Genomic DNA, 20,442 nt, shown 5'->3' on the forward strand with positions numbered 1-20,442 from the left:
TCGTGGTGGACGAGCGCGCGATCGGCGTCGGCGTGCGGGTCCTTGCCCAGTTTGCGGCGAGCTGACCGCAGGATGTTCCTGCCGATGACGCTTCGGTAACGACTTCCTCCGGTTACCGTCTCGAAACGCGAAATGCGGGATGCGCTGGCTACCCTCGGTGCGGTATAGGGCCCCAGATCTGTTTGGATAGGCCCGTCTGGACCATCGAAGGAGCACCAGTGAAGAAGGCTGTTCGGCTTACCGCCCTCGCGGGAGCAGCGGCGCTCGCGCTCTCGGCGTGCGGCGCCGCCCCTGAGGAGACCACCGGTGGCGAGGCCACCAGCGACTTCAAGCCCTGCATCGTGTCGGACGCCGGTGGCTTCGACGACAAGAGCTTCAACCAGCTCAGCTTCGAGGGCGCCACCGCAGCCGCGGAGGAGCTCGGTACGGAGCTGGTCGACGTGCAGTCCACGTCGGAGAGCGACTACAAGGGCAACATCGAGTCGCTCGTCAGCGAGGGCTGCAACGCGATCGTCACGGTCGGCTTCGCGCTGTCCGCCACGACCGTCGAGTCGGCCACCGCCAACCCCGACATCGACTACATCCTCGTCGACGACGCCGCGGATGCAGACTTCGACGGCAAGGCTGACGCCGAGAACATCAAGCCCCTGCTGTACGACACGGCGCAGGCCGCGTTCCTCGCGGGCTACCTCGCCGCGGGCTACTCGGAGGCCGGCAAGGTCGGCACGTTCGGCGGCATGGACTTCCCGACCGTGACCATCTTCATGGACGGGTTCAAGCAGGGCGTCGACTACTACAACGAGACCAAGGGCGAGAGCGTCGAGCTCGTCGGCTGGGACGGCAAGAAGGGTTCGTTCACCGGCGGCTTCGCGGCCGACCCGGCGGCGAAGACCACTGCCCAGAACATCCTGGACCAGGGTGTCGACGTGATCCTCCCGGTGGGTGGCCCGATCTACCAGTCGGCGATGGACGCCATCGCCGACTCGGGCGAGGACGTCGCCCTGATCGGGGTCGACGCCGACTTCTACGAGTCGGACCCGACCACGCAGGACCTCGTCCTGACCTCGATCCTCAAGGGGATGGACGTCTCGACGAAGGAGGCGGTCGTCGCCTCGGGTAACGACGAGTTCGACCCGACGCCGTACGTGGGCACCCTCGAGAACGGTGGCGTGGACCTCGCGCCGCTGCACAACTTCGAGGACAAGGTGGACCCGGCCCTGTGGGAAGAGGTCCAGACCCTCAAGGAGTCGATCATCGCCGGCGACGTCGAGGTGAAGTCGTACCTCGCCGAGTGACGGCCCGGCAGGCTGATCGGTAGCTGTCGACAAGTTGACGCAAGATGGTCCCGGGGGGCACGGTTCACGCCGTGCGTCCCGGGACCTGTCATGAGCAGGACCCCTTTCGGGAAGGATTCCTATGCGGCTCGAGCTGCGCGGCATCACCAAGCGCTTCGGCGCGCTCGTCGCGAACGATCACATCGACCTGGTTGTTCAGCCGGGTGAGATCCACTCGCTCCTGGGCGAGAACGGGGCGGGCAAGTCCACCCTGATGAATGTGCTCTACGGCCTGTACCAGGCGGACGAGGGCGAGATCCTGCTGGACGACGTCGTCCAGCAGTTCTCCGGCCCCGGCGACGCGATGGGCGCGGGCATCGGCATGGTGCACCAGCACTTCATGCTCGTCCCGGTCTTCACCGTCGCCGAGAACGTCATGCTCGGTCACGAGCAGACCCGTGGCGGCGGTCGGCTCGACCTGGAGGCTGCCCGCGCACAGGTGCGCGAGATCTCCGCCCGGTTCGGGTTCCATGTGGATCCTGACGCCGTCGTCGAGGACCTCCCCGTGGGCGTCCAGCAGCGTGTCGAGATCATCAAGGCGCTCTCCCGCAACGCGGACGTGCTGGTCTTCGACGAGCCGACGGCCGTGCTCACGCCGCAGGAGACCGACGAGCTGATGGCGATCATGCGCCAGCTGCGCGACGAGGGCTCCGCGATCGTGTTCATCACCCACAAGCTGCGTGAGGTGCGCGCCGTCGCGGACCGCATCACCGTGATCCGCCACGGCAAGGTGGTGGGCGAGGCCAGTCCGACCGCGTCGGACGCCGAGCTCGCCTCGCTCATGGTGGGTCGCGCCGTCGAGCTGACGGTCCAGAAGGACGCGCCGACCCTGCGGGACAACGGGCTGAAGGTCACCGACCTGGTGGTGACCAGCGAGTCGGGCACCGTGGTGGTCGACAACGTCAGCTTCGAGGTGCGCGGCGGCGAGGTGCTCGCCATCGCGGGGGTGCAGGGCAACGGGCAGACCGAGCTCACCGAGGCCCTGCTGGGGCTGGAGAGCGACGTGTCGGGGAGCATCACGCTCGACGGCAAGGAGCTGGTGGGCCGGTCGGTGCGCCACATCCTCGACGCCGGCGTGGGCTTCGTCCCCGAGGACCGCACGCACGATGGCCTGATCGGCGAGTTCACCATCGCCGAGAACCTCATGCTCGACCGCTCCGACGGCCGGCCGTTCGTCAAGGGCGGCGCGCTCCAGCTCGGGTTCCGGGACAAGTTCGCGCAGGAGAAGGTCGCCGAGTTCGACGTCCGCACGCAGGGCATCACCACGCCCGTGGGGCGCCTGTCGGGCGGCAACCAGCAGAAGGTGGTGCTCGCGCGCGAGCTGTCGCGCGACCTGCGCCTCTTCGTGGCGGCCCAGCCGACGCGCGGCGTGGACGTCGGCTCCATCGAGTTCATCCACAAGCGGATCATCCAGACTCGCGACGCCGGCGTGCCGGTGGTGGTGGTCTCCACCGAGCTGGACGAGGCAGTGGCCCTGGCCGACCGCATCATGGTGATGTACCGCGGCACGGTGGTCGGTGTTGTACCCGCGGACACCCCGCGTGACGTGCTGGGCCTGATGATGGCGGGGATCTCCCCGGAGGACGCGAAGGGAGAGGTCGCGTGAGCGCGCCCGAATCGAGCTCCGGGTCCAACCCGGAGCAGGAGCCTGGTCTCGACCCCGGCACGGCTGAGGAGCTGGAGCAGGAGCGAGCCCGCGAGGCAGGACCGGTCGTCGACGGCGGTCCCGACACGGAGAGCCGCCTGGCAAAGGCGCTGCAGCAGACCATGAGCAGCTCGTGGACCGTGTCCGTGGGTGCGGTGCTGCTGGCCGTCGTCGCGGGCTCGATCATGATCGCCTTCACCAACGAGGGCGTGAAGGAGGCCTCGACGTACTTCTTCGCGCGGCCGGGCGACACCTTCGTCGCGCTGGGTCAGGCGATCGGCGGCGCGTACTCGGCGCTGTTCCGGGGCTCCGTGGTCAACCTGGAGGCGCCGGACTTCGTCACCGCCATCCGGCCGCTGACGGAGACGCTCAGCTACGCGACGCCGCTCATCGCGGCGGGCCTCGGTGTGGCGCTCGCGTTCCGGGCAGGCCTGTTCAACATCGGTGGCCAGGGACAGATGCTCGTCGCAGCGGCGGCGGCCGGCTGGGTGGGCTTCGGCGTCAGCGGCGTGCCGTTCCCGCTGCACCTGCTGATGGCGCTCGTGGCAGGCATCGCGGCGGGTGCGCTGTGGGCCGGGCTGGCGGGTCTGCTCAAGGCCCGCACCGGTGCGCACGAGGTGATCGTCACGATCATGCTCAACTACGTGGCGTTCTACCTGATCTCCTACTTCCTTGCGACACCTGGCCTGCTGCAGGCGCCGGGATCGAACAACCCGAAGACACCGCCGACGCCCGAGTCGGCGCAGCTGCCCAGCCTCCTGGGCGACCGGTTCAACCTGACGTGGGGCTTCGTGCTGGCGCTGCTCGCCGTGGTCGGCGTGTGGTGGCTGCTCAACCGGTCCTCCGCGGGCTTCTCATTCCGCGCCGTCGGTGAGAACCCGCGCGCCGCGCGGGTCGCCGGCATCGACACGGGCCGTGCCACCGTGAGCTCGATGCTCGTGGCCGGCGGTCTCGTCGGCCTGGCCGGTGCGTCGCAGGTGCTGGGTGGCGTCACCACCGGCTTCAGCTCCGACATCGACGCCGGTATCGGGTTCGACGCCATCACCGTGGCCCTGCTCGGTGGGTCCAACCCGTGGGGCGTGCTCGCCGCGGGCATCCTGTTCGGCGCGTTCAAGGCGGGTGGCACGACCATGCAGGCCGCCGAGGGCGTCCCGAGCGACATCGTGCTCGTGGTCCAGTCGCTCATCGTGCTGTTCATCGCGGCGCCGCCGCTGGTCAGGGCGATCTTCCGGCTGCCGGACCCGAACCGGCGTCGGGCAGCGAAGAAGACGAAGGCGACCCGGAACCGGAAGGAGGCGGCCGCGTGAGCGCCGACCAGAGGACCACACAGCTGGACGCACCCCTCTCGGAGACGGCGCGCACCGTGACCGTCGTGTCATGGAAGACGGCGGGCGTGCTGCTGGCCGTGACCGTGCTGTACGCGCTGCTGCTCGTGGCCGTACCTCACTCCGGTGACACGCGGTTCCTGCTCTCGCAGCGCAGCGACTTCTTCCAGATCCCGGTGATCGTGCTGCCGTCGGCGCCGCTCGCCTGGGTGTGCGGTGCCGTGCTGCTCGCCGCCACGGCGTTCGCCGCCGTGCTCACGGCGCGCGGCACCAGGACGCCGCTCTGGGTGGTCGTGGTGTTCGCCCTCGCCGGCCTGACGGGCTTCCTGGCGTGGGCAGGGGCGGGCAGCCCCCGTGACCTGTCGATCGTCGGCCTGCTCGGCGGTGCCGTGCTGTGGTCGGTCCCGTTCGTGTACGGCGCGCTGGGCGGCGTGATCGGCGAGCGCGCGGGCGTCGTCAACATCGCCATCGAGGCACAGCTGCTCGGTGCCGCGTTCACCGCTGCGATCGTCTCGTCGATCACCAACAGCCCGGTGGTCGGCCTGGCCGCAGCGGTGCTCGCCGGAGCGCTCGTGTCGCTCGTCCTCGGCCTGTTCGCGATCACGTACCACGTGAACCAGGTGATCGTCGGTGTGGTGCTGAACGTGCTGGTCGTGGGTCTGACGAGCTTCCTGTACTCGCAGGTGCTCGTCCCCAGCGCCGAGAGCCTGAACTCGACCACGCGCTTCACGTCGATCCCGATCCCGATCCTCTCGGACATCCCCGTGCTGGGCCCGGTGCTGTTCCGTCAGCCGCTGCTGATCTACCTGATGTTCCTCGCCGTGCCCGCCGTCTGGTACGCGCTGAACCGGACCCGCTGGGGCCTGCGGCTGCGTGCCGTGGGCGAGCACCCGAAGGCCGCCGACACGGTGGGCATCAACGTGGTGCGCACCCGGTACAACGCACTGCTCGTCGCGGGTGCCGTGGCCGGCCTGGGCGGCGCGTTCTACACGACGGTGCAGCTCAGCCAGTTCGGCGAGAACATGACCGGGGGCGCCGGCTACATCGCGCTGGCCGCCGTGATCTTCGGCAAGTGGGACCCGGTGCGTGCCGCGTTCGCGGGCCTGCTGTTCGGCTTCGCGTCGAACCTGCAGAACGTGCTGTCCGTGGTGGGCTCGCCCGTGCCCAGCCAGTTCATGCTGATGATCCCGTACGTGGTCACGCTGCTCGCCGTCGCGGGCCTGGTGGGACGGTCTCGTCCCCCGGCCGCGTCGGGAGAGCCGTACATCAAGGGATGAGAGTGGTGGACGTGAGCTCTGTGGATCCGGCAGGTGCGGTGGACTGGGACGGCCTGCGGGCCGCGGCCCGGGACGCGGTGGACAAGGCGTACGCGCCGTACTCGGGCTTCCCGGTCGGCGCGGCGGCCTTCGCCGACGACGGCCGCCTGCTCGTCGGCGCCAACGTCGAGAACGCCGCGTACGGTGTGACGCTCTGCGCCGAGTGTTCGCTGGTCAGCGCCCTGGTGATGTCGGGAGGTGGCCGGTTCGCCGCGTTCACGTGCGTGAACGCGCTCGGCGAGACGATCATGCCGTGCGGCCGGTGCCGGCAGATCCTCTGGGAGCACGGCGGGCCGGAGCTGCTCGTCGACACCCCGCAGGGCGTGGTGCCGATGACCGAAGTACTGCCACAGGCCTTCGGGCCGGGCGACCTGAACCATGTGCGAGAGGCAAGCCGATGACCGAGCAGTTCGACGCAGTCGACATCATCCGGACGAAGCGCGACAACGCCGAACCCCTCACCGACGAGCAGATCGACTGGCTCCTCGACGCCTACACCCGTGGTGTGGTGGCCGACGAGCAGATGTCCGCGATGACCATGGCGATCCTGCTGAACGGCATGTCGCGCGCGGAGATCTCCCGGTGGACCCACGCGATGATCGCGTCCGGCGAGCGCATGTCGTTCGCCGACCTCTCCCGGCCGACGGCGGACAAGCACTCCACCGGCGGCGTGGGCGACAAGATCACGCTGCCCCTTGCGCCGCTCGTCGCGGCGTTCGACGTGGCGGTACCGCAGCTCTCCGGCCGCGGGCTGGGCCACACGGGCGGAACGCTCGACAAGCTCGAGTCCATCCCCGGCTGGCGCGCGTCCCTGTCGAACGACGAGATGATGGCGCAGCTCGAGTCCGTCGGCGCCGTCATCTGCGCCGCCGGGGCGGGCCTCGCGCCCGCCGACCGCAAGCTCTACGCGCTGCGTGACGTCACCGGCACGGTCGAGGCGATCCCGCTCATCGCGAGCTCGATCATGTCGAAGAAGATCGCCGAGGGGACGGGTGCCCTCGTGCTCGACGTGAAGGTCGGCTCCGGCGCGTTCATGAAGACCCTGGAGAGCGCGCGCGAGCTCGCCCGCACCATGGTCGACCTCGGGACCGACGCCGGGGTGCGTACCGTCGCCCTGGTCACCGACATGTCGGTGCCGCTGGGGCGGACGGCGGGCAACGCCCTGGAGGTCCGCGAGTCCCTGGAAGTCCTCGCGGGCGGCGGGCCGTCCGACGTCGTCGACCTGACCGTCGCGCTCGCCGTCGAGATGCTCGCCGCGGCCGACCGTCCCGCCTCGGAGGCGGACGTGCGCGAGGCCCTGGCCGACGGCCGGGCCATGGACAAGTGGCGGGCCATGATCGCGGCGCAGGGCGGCGACGTCTCCGCTCCACTACCGGTCGCGAAGGAGTCCGAGACCGTCGTCGCGCCCGAGTCCGGCGTGCTGACCTCGCTCGACGCGTACGCCGTCGGGGTGGCCGTGCACCGGCTGGGCGCGGGCCGGGTGCGCAAGGAGGACGCCGTCCAGGCCGCAGCGGGCATCGAGATCCACGTGAAGCCGGGGGAGAGCGTGGCCGCCGGTCAGCCGCTGTTCACCCTGCACACCGACACCCCCGAGCGGTTCGCCCGGGCGCGCGAGGCGCTCCAGGGCGGCTGGACGGTGGAGCCCGAGGGCGTGGGCGCCGGTGGGCTCGGCGGCGCACTGGCCGGCGCGGCGAGCGCGCTGTCGATGGTGGACGTGGGCGCCGGGGCGCTGGTCGGGGCCACGCTGGCGTCCGACGAGTCGGTGGTCCTGGACCGGATCGTCTGACCTTGCGGGCCCGTTCTGCGGGCTGACCTGCGCTTCTGGGGTGCGCCGTATCGCGCGCGCACCCCAGCGTGGCGAACCGGCGAGTCGCGCCGCCCCGGCTTAGCCTGGGCAATGTGCCGTCGACATTGCACCTTTCGTCCATGCTCGGCGCTGTGCGTGCTTTCGCGGGGCCGGTACCGGCCCCGCCGCCGCCGGGCCGCTTCGCCCGTCCTGTCGTGCCCGAGGACGTCGAGCAGCGCCTCGAGTCGGTGACGTCCCGCGCGCGGCGTTCGGTCCTGGACCCGCTGGCACGGGAGCGCGGCACCGGGACGGTCGGCTTTCCACGGCGGCTGAACCTGCCGTCGCTCGACGGGACCACCGCAGCGGCCGTGCAGGTCGACGAGCGGACGTGCGGGTCGGCGGTGCTGGCGATGCTCGGGCTGGCAGGCGACCCGCGGGCGGCCCTGCGGCTCGCGAGCGGCGACCCGGCCGAGCGGTTCGCGCGGCTGCAGCATGCCGTCCAGGCCGCGACCAACCGGCGCGGACTCGTTGTCGCGGGCTGGCCGCGCAGCTACGGCACGCCGCCGTGGGGTGCCGCCCGGTTCGCCACCTACGGCGGCGTGCGCTACACCCACCGGGTGGCCGGGTCGCGGGCCGTGCTGGAGGCAGCGGTGGCGAGCGCGCGTGCGGGTGTCCCGGTGCCGCTGTACACGGGTGGCGACGTCACGGGTGGCTGGGACTCCGCCGTCCCGCGTCACGTGGTGCTGCTCACGCTCGCCGACGGCGAGGGCGCGGACGGCAGCGCGGTCCTGTACGAGCCGTCGGGCGCCGGGCTGCACACGGTTCCCGTCGCTGCTCTGCTCGACCCGCCACCGGCGCCGTCGGGCAGGGGGGACATGTCGCAGTCGACCGGCGACCGGACGGCCGCACGTGTGCGCAAGGCGCTGACCGCGGCGCTCGGCGGCTGGCCGCACGTGGTCTGGGTGCTGCTGCCCGAGCGCGCCGGCCGGTGGCACGGTGACGAGACCGGGGTGACGATGGAAGCACCCGACGAGGAGGCCCGATGAGCACACTCCCTGGTCCCGACTCCTGGCGTGACGCCGGCCTGGATCCGCTCAAGGACACCGAGGTGGACGCCACGCACGACCCCGACGAGTACGTACCTGATGCGCCGCGTCCCGACAGCGACGGCGCAGCCGCCGAGGCGGACGTCGTCGAGCAGGCGCTGGACGTGCCCTCCGACACAGACGAGGAAGAGAGCCCCGGGGCCGGCTGACGGCCGGCTGTCGGTGCCGGACGGTAGGTTGTCAGCATGACCACGCAAGACCCCGGGGCGCGCCCCAACGAGGCGCTGCTGCGCGCCCTGCCCAAGGTTGTCCTGCACGACCACCTCGACGGAGGGCTGCGACCGCAGACCGTCCTCGAGCTGGCCGACGCCGCAGGGCACACCCTGCCCGCGGCCGACGCCGAGTCCCTCGCCGACTGGTTCCGTGAGTCTGCCGACTCCGGTTCGCTCGTCCGGTACCTGGAGACCTTCGAGCACACCATCGCCGTCATGCAGACGGCCGACAACCTGGCGCGCGTCGCCCGCGAGGCCGTGCTCGACCTCGCAGCGGACGGCGTCGTGTACGCGGAGCAGCGCTGGGCGCCGGAGCAGCACCTGGCCGGCGGGCTGTCGCTCGCGGAGACCGTTGAGGCCGTGCAGTCCGGGATCGACGACGGCATCGCCCTGGCCGCAGCGGACGGGCACATCATCCGGGTGGGGCAGCTGGTCACGGCCATGCGGCACCTGGACCGCTGGCAGGAGATCGCGGAGCTCGCCGTCGCGTACCGGGACCACGGCGTGGCCGGGTTCGACATCGCGGGGCCCGAGGCGGGGTTCCCGCCGTCGCGCCACCTCGGCATCTGGCGCTACCTCGCGGAGCACGACATTCCCGTGACGATCCACGCGGGCGAGGCCGACGGCCTCGACTCCATCGGGCAGGCGGTGCACCTCGGGCACGCCGACCGGTTGGGTCACGGAGCCCGGATCATCGAGGACATCGCCTTCGTACCCGGCGACCCCGCCCAGAGCGGCCTCACGGGTGACGGGCGCGGGGGATCAGCCGACCTCGGCCGCCTCGCGCACTGGGTGCGCGACCACCAGATCCCGCTCGAGCTGTGCCCGGTCTCGAACCTGCAGACCGGAGCCGCCGAGTCCATCGCGAAGCATCCGATCACCCGGCTCAAGGAGCTGGACTTCGCCGTGACGCTCAACACGGACAATCGCCTGATGTCTCGTACGTCGATGACGCACGAGATGAAGCTGCTCGTCGACGAGGCGGGATGGACGCTCGACGACCTCGTCGACGTGACGGTCACCGCCGCCTGGGGTGCGTTCATGCACCACGACGAGCGGCGTGACCTCGTGGAGCAGGTAATCCTGCCCGGAATCCAGAAAGTTGAAGGTGCACTCGTATGACCGCTCAGCCCGAAGCGCCCCGGACCCCGGCCGTGCCGCACGACAGGGCGGCGCTCGCCGCGTACGTCGACCACACGCTGCTCAAGCCGGAGGCCACTGCGGCCGACGTCGCCACGCTCGTCGAGGAGGGCGCCGCGCTCGGTGTGTTCTCGGTGTGCGTGTCCCCGTCGTTCGTGTCCCTCGCGGTGGAGGTGGCCGCTGGACGGCTCGCCGTCGCGACGGTGTGCGGATTCCCGTCGGGCAAGCACATGGGTGACGTGAAGGCCTTCGAGGCGGCCCGCGCCGTGTCCGACGAAGCGGACGAGATCGACATGGTGATCGACGTCGGGATCGCGCGGACCGGCCGGTTCGACGCCGTGGAGGCCGACATCGCGGCCGTGCGTGCAGCGGTGCCGAACGACCGCATCCTCAAGGTGATCATCGAGTCGGCGGCGCTCACCGACGAGCAGATAGTGGGCGCGTGCAAGGCGGCGCAGGCGGCCGGCGCGGACTTCGTGAAGACGTCGACGGGTTTCCACCCCGCCGGCGGCGCCTCGGTGCACGCGGTGTCGCTCATGGCCAGGACCGTCGGTGCGGCGGGTGGCGGCCGGCTCGGGGTCAAGGCCTCTGGCGGGATCCGGGACCTCGACGCTGCGCTCTCGATGATCGAGGCGGGCGCGACCCGGCTCGGCCTGTCGAGCACGGCGTCGGTCCTGAACGGTTTCGACGCGACCGCTGCCGCTCAGGCCCCTTCCACCGACACCTACTGACCCCTCTCGCCGAGGTGGAACCAGGGCGACGTAGAACTGAGGCGAGATAGAACCGCAGCCGGGCTGCGGTTCTATCTCGCCCTGGTTCTACCTCGCTGCTGTTCTACCTCGGCGGGGGGCGAGCCAGGCCTCCGCTGCCGTCCAGTGCTCCTTCAGGAGGATGTACCGGTCGTCGTGCCACGGCTTCACCGGCCCCGCCCAGTGGATCAGCGCGGGTTCGGCGACCACCTCCTGCGTGGGCCACGCGTTCCAGCGCTCGTCCAGCTTTTGGTAGCGCGAACCCGCGTAGGCGTTGAGCACGTCCTGGTCGTTCAGCCCGTACCGCTCGGCGTACGGCACGAACTCGTGAGTGAACCGGTCGGCGCGCATGACCGCCAGGTCGAGCAGCAGGATGCCCGCGTTGAACCCGCGGTACCCGTACCGGTGCCGCTGGGTCATGGCACGCACGAGGTCGCGTGCGGCGCCGGGGTCGTGCCCGAGCAGCCTGGTGGACCGGATGACGTTCCCGATACCGTGCCGGTAGTTGTACGAGATCGACGGGCGGGCCGCCAGGGGTGCCCCGCCGAGGTCGGCGTCGTACAGCTCGGCCAGGTCGACCACGGACAGCGCGTCCAGGTCGTGGTAGATCACGCGGTCCAGGTGCGGCAGCAGCTCGGGCAGGAGCAGCCGGTCCATCGTGGCGACCGTGATGTGCTTGAGCATGCCGAGCACGGCCCCGTAGTCGATCCCGTCGCACGCGTACCACTCGAACGTGACCTCGGGGAAGAGCCCCGCGAGCCGGTCGTGGTCCGCCGGCGTGTGGTCACGCGTGAGCGCGACCACCCGCACCGGCCGGTCGGTGTGCCGCACCACCCCGGCGACCACCACCTCCATCTGCGAACGCAGGTTTCCGTCCAGGGCCACTGCGACGGCGAGGGCGTCAGCTCTGCCCGAAGCCGGGATCCTGCGCGGCCGGACGGCCTCCACGACGACGCGCGTGGCGCGAACGCCCGCGACCACGTCGTCCACCGAGCAGCTGCCGGACGGCGCGGGCACCGGCGCCTCGTGCACCGCGAGCGCGTGCTCGACCTCGTCCGCCACGGACGCGCGCCACGTGGCGTAGACCTCGTCGCGGGAGGCCCCGGCGAGGATCTTGGCCATAGCCGGCGCGACGACGCCCCGGATCCGTTCCTGCATGGCACGCCGGCCGCCCTCGTCGGCGTCGAGCAGGCCGGCGAACCGGATGTCGGCGTCGTTGCGGGGCCGGAAGTCGACGTCGGCCCCGATGGCCCACGACGGCAGGAAGGCGTGCAGCCGCGAGGTGACGACCCGGGAGAACCGGCTCCGGTAGGCGTCCAGCAGCTCGACGGCGGTGTGCAGGTTCTGGCCGAAGTCCTGCCGGCGTACGGAGGGGTGCAGGTGCGTGACCAGCTCGCTCCCTGCGTCGTGCTCCGGGACCGGGGTGTCCACGTACACGGCAGGGGCCCCGGCGGGCGCGCGCGTGAAGTCCGCCGGGAAGACCGTGTCGATGGTCGTCGTGAGGCAGCCGCTGAAGAATGCCGGGACACCCGCGTTGAGCAGCAGGTGCACGGTGGTCCAGTCGCGGCAGCCGATGGGCCCGTGCGCCTTGAGGTAGTCGACGGCGGTGGGCGTGAGGATGGCGTGCTTGTTGACGTGGAACGAGACGAACAGCGGCTGGAGGTTCTCGTGGAACGGGAAGTCGAAGCGCAGGTCGAACTGGCTGTGCATGTACCAGCCGAACGCGAGCATCCACGTGTTCTCCGGGACGGCGTCCAGGTGGGACATGTCGCGCTGCACGACCGTCAGCTCCACGTCGGCACCCGGTCCGGCCACCCTTTGATCGGGGCGGACGCGATCGGCGAGGAACCGCACGGGCTCCGTGACGGCGTCGTCGCCGTGCAGGCGTAGGCCTTCGTGCCGCAGCAGGTGGCCGAGGCTCGCGATGGTCTGCACGGCATCGCCGATGTTGCTCGACGCCACGTTCTCGTCGGGTGCCTTGTAGTCGATGACGGCGAACGAGACATGGCCGGTCGGCACTCGTGCGGGCTTCGCCGGCCTCAGCGCCTTCTCGACCCAGGGAGCCAGGTAGTCGATCGACGCGCCGACCTGCTCGGTGCGGCCCGTGCCGAGCCGGGCGGCCTCGAGCACCTCGGCCGACGCCTCGGGCTCGTCCCCGATGAACAGGAGCTTCGCGATCTCGAGCAGCACGGCCGCGTCGGTCACGAACCCGTGGCGCACCCAGGTGGTCGCCGTCCGGGCGACGTCGGGGTTGGCCATGGCGATGCCCGCCCGGAGGTACTCCGCGGGGGCGAGGCGCGCGGCGTCGTCGGGCCCGAGCTGGCGCAGCAGGTCCCAGGCGAGCTCGCGCAGGCCCACCCGCTGCGCGACGAGCGCGGCGCCGGCGACACCGGCACGGCGCGTCTCCGGATGTGCCATCAGCGAGTGGCACAGCGACCGCCACTGGGCGGTGTCCAGGCTGCGGGTGCCACGGATGGAGGTGGTGACCGCCTCGTCGATGGGGAGGCCACTCCGGAGGGCCGCTGTGAGCACCGCGTCGCCGGAGAGCGGCTCCGGCCGTTCCTGGAAGGGGCGGTCCGCGGCGCGGTCCGGGGCGGACCACACCTCTCGCGGCTGACGGTTCGCCTCCTTGGCTGACGCCCAGGTCTCCTGGTCGGGCGTCGGCAGCGGTCGGGCCTCCGGTACCGGGCCAGGCCGGTCCGGATGCGGGTTGTGGAGGGGATCCGCGGCGGCGGTGAGCAGCGCCTCGGCGATCATCTCGTCAGCGGTCTGGACCGGGTGCGCAGTCTCACCGGACGCGGCGAGACGGCGGCTTGCAGGGGACATGAAGGCTCCTCGTGGGGTAGGCGGTGGCCAGAGCGTAGTGCCACTGGGTTACGCCCCGACGACGTCTGGGTAGGCTCCCGGACATGTCTGCGCAACAACCTGCTGACCAGGGGTTTCTGCCGTCGGTGCCGACCGAGCCGGGGACCCGTGTGCGGGTGCGTTATCGCAAGTGGGACGAGACGCCGCACTGGGTCTTCGAGGGGCGGTACCTGGGCTCGGACGAGCACGGCCGGTGGGTCGGTTTCCCGGCCGGGACGCGGTTCGCGCGGCCGGGTGCGAGGTACCGGTCCTCGGGGCCGGGCGTCGGGTTCTTCGGGGACGTCGGCTGGACCCCGGCGTTCTACCGCGACCACCCGGAGGGCATGCGGGTCTACAGCGACCTCAGCACGGTGCCGCAGTGGCGGCGGTTGCCGGCCGGCCTCTTCGCGGCCCGCGGCCGCGCGCGCTTCGAGGTCTCAGCCGTCGACCTGGACCTCGACGTCATCGCCTTCGAGTCCGGCGCGGACGAACCGCGGGGCCAGTACTTCATCGACGACGAGGACGAGTTCGCGGAGCACGCCGTGAAGTACGGCTACCCGGCCTCGGTGGTCGCCCAGGTCCGCGCGGACGCCGACGCGCTGCTCACCGCCGTCCGCGCGGGAGACCCGCCCTACGACGAGGCGACGCAGAAGCGCTGGTTCGCGGTGCTCGACGCCCTGTGAGCGGACGCGGGAATCCGCCGCGTCCGCGCACACGTCCTGCGGCGCGCCTCAGTGCGCGCTGAGCACCAGGTCGTCCTGCTCCACCGCCGCGCGCCACTCGGCCTTCTCGGCACGCCAGTGCTCGTCGTCGCGCCCCCGGCGCCAGTAGCCCGATGCGGACAGCAGGTCGCGCGGCACGCCGAGCGTCGCGCGTGCCCAGCGGCGCAGGTCGCGCACGCAGCCCGCCTCGCCGTGCAGGAACGTGTGGGGCACACCGTCGGGCAGCTCGGCGGCCTGTACGACGTCGGCCACGCTCGCCCCCGTGGACCGGTGCACCCACGTGAGGTGCAGGTCTCCGGCGCTCGCGATCGGCTGCTCCTCCGACGCGTCGGAGACCTCGACGAAGACGTGGGCCACGGCGCCGTCGGGCAGGGCCTCGCACGCGGCCGCGATGGCCGGCAGGGCTGACTCGTCCCCGGCCATGAGGTGCCATGGGGCATCGGGAGACGGCGCGTAGTCGCCGCCCGGTCCCACGAACGAGACCTCGTCGCCGGGCTGGACGCGCTGCGCCCAGGGGCCGCCGTAGCCGACGTCGCCGTGGGTCACGATGTCGATGTCCCAGCTGGACTCGGCAACGTTGCGGATGGTGTAGGTACGCAGCACCGGACGGCCCTCGGGTTCGGGGGACTCGGCCATGACGAGCTTGACGTAGCGGTCCGTCTGCGACGTCGGGTCGACCGTGGCGAGCATCTCGCCGCCGATCGTCACCCGGATCATGTGCGGCGTCAGGTGCCGGACCGCAGTCACGGTCGCCGTGGTGCGAGCTGCCTTGCGGGGCTTGCCTGTCGGTGCGTTCGTGGTCTGCGTAGTCATTGTGAGGTAAGCCTAACCTCCGCGCCTGGCGAGCGCCGGTGTGGCGTGCGTCACGGATGAAAGGTCCCGGTCATCGCCGGGCGGCCGGGGCGGATGGGGGCCGCGCTCTAGCATTGGTCCGTCATCGACCTTTCCTGTCAGGAGTCCCGTCGTGAAGATCGCTGTTGCCGGCACTGGTTATGTCGGTCTGTCCAACGCGGTGCTGCTCGCGCAGAACCACGAGGTGTGGGCGCTCGACATCGACTCGGTACGGGTCGACCTCGTCAACAAGGGACTCTCCCCGATCGCCGACGACGAGCTCGAGGAGTACCTCCGGGACAAGCCGCTGAACCTGACCGCGACCCTCGACAAGGACGCGGCGTACGCGGGGGCGGCGGTCGTCGTGGTCGCCACCCCGACGAACTATGACGAGGTCACCAACTTCTTCGACACGTCGTCGGTGGAGGAGGTCATCACGACTGTCCTCGAGCGTGCGCCTCGGGCGACGATAGTGGTCAAGTCGACCATCCCCGTGGGCTTCACCGAGCGGATGCGCGAGGAGCACGAGGGTGCCGCGATCGTCTTCTCCCCGGAGTTCCTGCGGGAGGGGCGGGCGCTGTACGACAACCTGCACCCCTCCCGGATAGTCGTCGGCGACCGGTCCGAGCGCGGCAAGCAGTTCGCCGACCTGCTGCTCGAGGGCGCCATCACCAAGGACGTCCCCGTGCTGATGACCGATCCCACCGAGGCCGAGGCGATCAAGCTGTTCGCCAACACCTACCTCGCGCTGCGGGTGGCCTACTTCAACGAGCTCGACACCTACGCCGTGACCCGCGGCCTCGACACCGCACAGATCATCGAGGGCGTGGGCCTGGACCCCCGGATCGGGTCGCACTACAACAACCCGTCCTTCGGGTACGGCGGCTACTGCCTGCCCAAGGACACGCGCCAGCTCCTGGCCAACTACGCGGACGTGCCGCAGAACCTGATCAACGCGGTGGTCGACGCGAACACCACCCGCAAGGACTTCGTGGCCGCCGACATCCTGCGCCGCAACCCGCGGACGGTGGGTGTGTACCGGCTGGTGATGAAGGCGGGTTCGGACAACTTCCGGGCCTCCAGCATCCAGGGCATCATGAAGCGCATCAAGGCCAAGGGCGTCGAGGTGATCGTCTACGAGCCCACCCTGGAGGAGGACCAGTTCTTCAACTCCGAGGTGGTGCGCGACCTCGACGAGCTCAAGTCCCGGGCCGACGTCATCATCGCGAACCGCCGGACCGAGGCGCTCGACGACGTCGCCGACAAGGTCTACACGCGCGACATCTACGGTCGTGACTGAGCCGGTGTCCTACCGCAGGGAGAACACGATGCGAGTCCTGATCACCGGCGGCGCCGGGTTCATCGGCGCCAACTTCGTGCACCAGACGGTGCGGGAACGCCCCGACGCGCGCGTCACCGTGCTGGACGCCCTCACCTACGCGGGCGACCGTTCCTCGCTCGGCGACGTCGCCGGCCGGGTGGAGCTCGTCGAGGGCTCGATCACCGACGCGCCGCTCGTCGACCGGCTCGTGGGCGAGTCGGACCTGGTCGTGCACTTCGCGGCGGAGTCGCACAACGACAACTCCCTGGACGACCCGTCACCGTTCGTGCAGACCAACCTCGTGGGCACGTTCACGCTGCTGGAGGCCGTGCGCAAGCACGGGGTGCGGTTCCACCACATCTCGACCGACGAGGTCTACGGCGACCTCCCGCTGGACTCACCCGAGCGGTTCACCCCCGAGACGCCGTACAACCCGTCGTCGCCGTACTCCTCGACGAAGGCGGGCTCCGACCTGCTGGTCCGGGCGTGGGTCCGGTCCTTCGGGGTGCAGGCAACGATCTCGAACTGCTCCAACAACTACGGCCCGTACCAGCACATCGAGAAGTTCATCCCGCGCCAGATCACCAACCTGATCGACGGCGTCCGGCCTCGCCTCTACGGCGCGGGGCTCAACGTGCGCGACTGGATCCACGTCGAGGACCACAACTCGGCAGTGTGGACCATCATCGAGAAGGGTCAGGTCGGCGAGACGTACCTGATCGGGGCCGACGGCGAGACCAGCAACCTCGACGTCGTGCGGACGCTCCTGGAGATCTTCGGGCGCGACGCCGACGACTTCGACCACGTCGCCGACCGGCCCGGGCACGACCTGCGGTACGCGATCGACGCGAGCCGGCTGCGGACGGAGCTGGGCTGGGCGCCGCGGTACACCGACTTCCGGGCGGGGCTGGAGGCGACGGTGCGCTGGTACCGGGAGAACGAGTCCTGGTGGAGGGGCGCGAAGGCTGCCACCGAGGCCAGGTACGCGGCCTCGGGACAGTGACACGGTGACTCAGGCCAGGGAGCTCACGTAGTTCCGCACCTCGTCCAGCGTGGGCAGGAGCCCCTGCTCGCGAGCCTCGGCGAGGGTGGGGGCCGCCTCGTCCTTCTCCGAGAGCTGCGGGGTGAGCGGGGTGCCGTCGCGGGCTGTCGTGGGCCACTCGATGTCCAGGGCCGGGTCGAGGGGGTGGATGCCGTGCTCGCGGCCCGGCGCGTAACCGGTGGAGCACAGGTACAGGACCGTCGAGCCGTCCTCCAGGGACATGAACGCGTGGCCGAGGCCCTCCGACAGGTAGACGGCGCGGCGGTCGACGTCGTCCAGCAGCACCGCGTCCCACGTGCCGAAGGTGGGCGAGCCGACGCGGATGTCCACCACGACGTCCAGCACCGCCCCCTTGGCGCACATGACGTACTTGGCCTGGCCGGGCGGCACGTCGGCGAAGTGGATCCCGCGCAGGACGCCGGCGGCCGACACGGACGTGTTGACCTGCTGCAGGTCGAACGAGTGCCCGACGGCGTCGGCGAACGGCCCTGCCTTGAAGGCCTCGAGGAAGACGCCGCGCGGATCGCCGAACTGCTTCGGGGCGATCTCGAACGCGCCCGGCACAGCCAGCTCGCGGTACTCCATGGGGTCTCTCCATGAGGGCTCGGGTGTGGTCGTCGGAGGCCCGGTGGACCCTGGCTAGGATCCTAGGGTGACCAGCGGACAGAGCACGACGCAGCGGTGGGTGGTCTTCGGCGCGGCAGGCATGCTCGGCCAGGACGTGGTGGCGGTCGCCCAGGCGGCGGGGCACCACGTGACGGGCCTGCGCAGGGCCGACCTGGACATCACCGACGCCTCGGCCGTCCGGGACGCGGTCGCCGGCCACGACGTCGTCGTCAACTGCGCGGGCTGGACCGCCGTGGACGACGCCGAGACGCACGAGGCCGACGCGTTCGCCGCCAACGCGACGGGCGCCGCGCACGTCGCGCGCGCCGCCGCGGCGTCGGGCGCCCGCATGGTGCACGTCTCCACGGACTACGTGTTCGACGGCGACGGGACCGAGCCGTATCCGGAGGACGCGCCGGTGTCGCCGCGCTCCGCCTACGGACGCACGAAGGTGGCCGGCGAGTGGGCGGTCCGGGCGCTCGCGGCGGACTCCCTCGTGGTGCGGACCGCCTGGCTGTACGGGGCGGGCGGACGCTGCTTCCCCAGGACGATCGCGCGCGTCGCGGGGGAGCGGGACCGGCTGAGCGTGGTCGACGACCAGACCGGGCAGCCGACCTGGACCGCGGACCTGGCCGACCTCATCGTGCGGCTCGTCGGCGTGGGGGCACCGGGCGGGATCTACCACGGCACGTCATCGGGGCAGGTCACGTGGCACGGGTTCGCGTGCGAGGTGGTCGCGGCGTCCGGCCGCGTGACGCCTGTCGACACGACGACGAGCGTCGCGTACCAGCTGCCCGCGCCGCGGCCCGCGTACTCGGTGCTCGGACACGACCGGCTCCGCGCGGTCGGCGTCGAGCCGATCGGCGACTGGGCCGACCGCTGGAAGGCGGCGGCGCCCACGGTGCTGGCTGGGCTCTAGCGGGGCGGGCTACTCGTCCAGCAGGCTCAGCAGGTAGCTGCCGTAGCCGGACTTGGTGAGCTTCTCCGCGCGGGCGCGCAGCTCGTCGTCGGACAGGAAGCCGCGCCGCCAGGCGACCTCCTCCGGGGCGCCGATCTTCAGGCCCTGCCGTCGTTCGATGGTGCGGACGTAGTCGGAGGCCTCCAGCAACGAGTCGAACGTCCCGGTGTCGAGCCAGGCGGTGCCACGGGGAAGCACCTCGACCTGGAGCCGGCCCTGGCGCAGGTACTCGGCGTTGACGTCGGTGATCTCGTACTCGCCGCGGGCCGACGGCTCCAGCCCCTTGGCGATGGCGACGACGTCGTTGTCGTAGAAGTACAGGCCGGGAACCGCATAGCTGGACTTGGGCCGCACGGGCTTCTCCTCCAGCGACAGCGCCTTGCCGTGGGCGTCGAACTCGACGACGCCGTACGCGGTCGGATCCGCGACGCGGTAGGCGAAGACGGCGCCGCCGTCGATGTCGGCGAAGCGGGTGAGCTGCTGGCCCAGGCCTGGGCCGTAGAAGATGTTGTCGCCGAGCACCAGCGCTACCGAGTCGTCGCCGATGAACTCGGCGCCGAGCACGAAGGCCTGCGCGAGCCCGTCCGGTGAAGGCTGCGTCGTGTAGCTGATCGAGACACCGAACTGCGAGCCGTCGCCGAGGAGCCGGTGGAACTGGTCGGCGTCGTGCGGCGTCGTGATGACCAGGACGTCGCGGATCCCGGCCAGGAGCAGGGTGGACAGCGGGTAGTAGATCATCGGCTTGTCGTAGACCGGCACGAGCTGCTTGCTGATGCCCTGGGTGATCGGGTGGAGGCGAGTGCCCGAGCCGCCGGCGAGAATGATTCCGCGCATGTGCCGGATCCTCCCACGCCCGGGTCGTCAGGGGGCGGGCAGCGGGCCTCCTCCCGGGGCGGGGGGGCGGGTGAACCGGGGGTGATCTCCTGCCGCTATTGATGCGGAGGCAGTCCCGCGGCCTGTAGGTACATGGGTATGCATGAAACCTATGGCGGCACAGGCATCCTCGCCCGGCCCGAGCCTCCCGACCCGGCGTCGCGCCCTGCGCGCCGCGCGCGACGGGGGAAGGGATTCGTCGCGGCCCTCGTGGCCGGCGCCGTGGTGCTCCTCTGCGCCAACGGCGCCGTCGCCTACTACGGTTACCGGATCTCGCTCGACGAGAAGGCCGGGGGTGTCGAGCGCGTCCGCTGACGCTGGGGCCTGGCGTGCCAGGATGTCCAGGGGAACGCTGCCGGTCAGCCGCTCGGAGAGTTGCCCGGGTGAACCTGAGTGCTGCGCGCCCACTATCGGAGATCTGAGCGGACTCCGCTTGTAGCATGAGGCCACCAATGGCGCATCCTGGACTTCTGGCACCTTCATCCAGCGCCTGGCAGGGTGCTCTTTCTGGCTTGTTGCATGCAAGCAGGCTTTCGAGCAGACAGGGACATTCTTGCCGTGAAGGATCGCGCGCCGGGCATGGTGGGCACGCTTCGTCGCGCGCTGTGGCACCTCCGACACGGGGGACCCGC

General features: G+C 71.0%; 19 protein-coding genes. 15 read left to right on the forward strand and 4 right to left on the reverse strand.

Translation table 11 applies throughout. The annotated features are described in order from the left end of the window. Positions 1-218: 218 nt before the first annotated feature. The 10 genes from AB0I32_RS10970 to deoC all read left to right on the forward strand — a co-directional run bounded on the left by AB0I32_RS10970 (position 219) and on the right by deoC (position 10,595). On the forward strand, positions 219-1,295 hold the full coding sequence (locus tag AB0I32_RS10970; RefSeq protein ID WP_357505737.1) for a BMP family ABC transporter substrate-binding protein: 1,077 nt from the start codon (positions 219-221) through the stop codon (positions 1,293-1,295). 121 nt (positions 1,296-1,416) lie between these two features. After that, positions 1,417-2,940 (forward strand): ABC transporter ATP-binding protein, encoded by a 1,524-nt coding sequence (locus tag AB0I32_RS10975; RefSeq protein WP_357505739.1) that lies wholly within the window; start codon positions 1,417-1,419, stop codon positions 2,938-2,940. Beyond that, a complete protein-coding gene (locus AB0I32_RS10980) occupies positions 2,937-4,286 on the forward strand; it encodes an ABC transporter permease (protein WP_357505741.1) in 1,350 nt (449 codons plus the stop codon). Before AB0I32_RS10975 ends, AB0I32_RS10980 begins: the two co-directional genes overlap by 4 nt. Continuing rightward, entirely contained in the window at positions 4,283-5,581 is a 1,299-nt protein-coding gene (locus AB0I32_RS10985) for an ABC transporter permease (protein WP_357505743.1), read from the forward strand. The genes AB0I32_RS10980 and AB0I32_RS10985 overlap by 4 nt, the downstream gene beginning before the upstream one ends. After that, a complete protein-coding gene (locus tag AB0I32_RS10990; RefSeq protein ID WP_357505745.1) occupies positions 5,578-6,021 on the forward strand; it encodes a cytidine deaminase in 444 nt (147 codons plus the stop codon). Before AB0I32_RS10985 ends, AB0I32_RS10990 begins: the two co-directional genes overlap by 4 nt. Then, the gene (locus AB0I32_RS10995; protein ID WP_357505747.1) at positions 6,018-7,406 is read left to right on the forward strand and encodes a thymidine phosphorylase; all 1,389 of its coding nucleotides are present in this window, start codon (positions 6,018-6,020) and stop codon (positions 7,404-7,406) included. The genes AB0I32_RS10990 and AB0I32_RS10995 overlap by 4 nt, the downstream gene beginning before the upstream one ends. 152 nt (positions 7,407-7,558) lie before the next feature. Next, a complete protein-coding gene (locus AB0I32_RS11000; protein WP_357505749.1) occupies positions 7,559-8,452 on the forward strand; it encodes a hypothetical protein in 894 nt (297 codons plus the stop codon). Then, on the forward strand, positions 8,449-8,661 hold the full coding sequence (locus AB0I32_RS11005) for a hypothetical protein (RefSeq protein WP_357505751.1): 213 nt from the start codon (positions 8,449-8,451) through the stop codon (positions 8,659-8,661). The genes AB0I32_RS11000 and AB0I32_RS11005 overlap by 4 nt, the downstream gene beginning before the upstream one ends. 36 nt (positions 8,662-8,697) lie before the next feature. After that, a complete protein-coding gene (locus tag AB0I32_RS11010; protein WP_357505753.1) occupies positions 8,698-9,846 on the forward strand; it encodes an adenosine deaminase in 1,149 nt (382 codons plus the stop codon). After that, a complete protein-coding gene (gene deoC, locus AB0I32_RS11015; protein WP_357505755.1) occupies positions 9,843-10,595 on the forward strand; it encodes a deoxyribose-phosphate aldolase in 753 nt (250 codons plus the stop codon). Before AB0I32_RS11010 ends, deoC begins: the two co-directional genes overlap by 4 nt. An 87-nt stretch (positions 10,596-10,682) precedes the next feature. Here the strand turns inward: deoC and AB0I32_RS11020 are convergent, their stop codons facing one another. Continuing rightward, the gene (locus AB0I32_RS11020; RefSeq protein ID WP_357505757.1) at positions 10,683-13,439 is read right to left on the reverse strand and encodes a glycosyltransferase; all 2,757 of its coding nucleotides are present in this window, start codon (positions 13,437-13,439) and stop codon (positions 10,683-10,685) included. Positions 13,440-13,522: 83 nt separating this feature from the next. Between AB0I32_RS11020 and AB0I32_RS11025 the strand changes: the two genes are divergently transcribed. Further along, entirely contained in the window at positions 13,523-14,140 is a 618-nt protein-coding gene (locus tag AB0I32_RS11025) for a DUF402 domain-containing protein (RefSeq protein WP_357505759.1), read from the forward strand. A gap of 48 nt (positions 14,141-14,188) precedes the next feature. On the opposite strand, the gene AB0I32_RS11030 is transcribed toward AB0I32_RS11025, so the two are convergent. Next, the gene (locus tag AB0I32_RS11030) at positions 14,189-14,992 is read right to left on the reverse strand and encodes a siderophore-interacting protein (RefSeq protein WP_357505761.1); all 804 of its coding nucleotides are present in this window, start codon (positions 14,990-14,992) and stop codon (positions 14,189-14,191) included. A 151-nt stretch (positions 14,993-15,143) separates the two neighbouring features. Here AB0I32_RS11030 and AB0I32_RS11035 point away from each other — a divergent pair, with 151 nt between their 5' ends. Both AB0I32_RS11035 and rfbB read left to right on the forward strand, forming a co-directional pair. After that, complete coding sequence (locus tag AB0I32_RS11035) at positions 15,144-16,310, forward strand: nucleotide sugar dehydrogenase (RefSeq protein WP_357505763.1); 1,167 nt, start codon at positions 15,144-15,146, stop codon at positions 16,308-16,310. A 28-nt stretch (positions 16,311-16,338) separates the two neighbouring features. Continuing rightward, positions 16,339-17,334 (forward strand): dTDP-glucose 4,6-dehydratase, encoded by a 996-nt coding sequence (gene rfbB / locus AB0I32_RS11040; protein ID WP_357505765.1) that lies wholly within the window; start codon positions 16,339-16,341, stop codon positions 17,332-17,334. 9 nt (positions 17,335-17,343) lie between these two features. Here rfbB and rfbC read toward each other — a convergent pair whose 3' ends face one another. Continuing rightward, the gene (gene rfbC / locus AB0I32_RS11045) at positions 17,344-17,958 is read right to left on the reverse strand and encodes a dTDP-4-dehydrorhamnose 3,5-epimerase (RefSeq protein ID WP_357505767.1); all 615 of its coding nucleotides are present in this window, start codon (positions 17,956-17,958) and stop codon (positions 17,344-17,346) included. A 67-nt stretch (positions 17,959-18,025) separates the two neighbouring features. Here rfbC and rfbD point away from each other — a divergent pair, with 67 nt between their 5' ends. Further along, positions 18,026-18,898: a dTDP-4-dehydrorhamnose reductase gene (gene rfbD, locus AB0I32_RS11050; RefSeq protein ID WP_357505769.1), complete on the forward strand. Its 873-nt coding sequence runs from the start codon at positions 18,026-18,028 to the stop codon at positions 18,896-18,898. Between the two features lie 9 nt (positions 18,899-18,907). On the opposite strand, the gene rfbA is transcribed toward rfbD, so the two are convergent. Next, positions 18,908-19,771: a glucose-1-phosphate thymidylyltransferase RfbA gene (rfbA, locus tag AB0I32_RS11055; RefSeq protein ID WP_357505771.1), complete on the reverse strand. Its 864-nt coding sequence runs from the start codon at positions 19,769-19,771 to the stop codon at positions 18,908-18,910. A gap of 138 nt (positions 19,772-19,909) precedes the next feature. Here rfbA and AB0I32_RS11060 point away from each other — a divergent pair, with 138 nt between their 5' ends. Then, complete coding sequence (locus tag AB0I32_RS11060; RefSeq protein WP_357505773.1) at positions 19,910-20,125, forward strand: hypothetical protein; 216 nt, start codon at positions 19,910-19,912, stop codon at positions 20,123-20,125. The last annotated feature ends 317 nt before the right edge of the window (positions 20,126-20,442 follow it).

The organism is Promicromonospora sp. NPDC050249 (assembly GCF_040656015.1).
GTDB lineage: Bacteria > Actinomycetota > Actinomycetes > Actinomycetales > Cellulomonadaceae > Promicromonospora.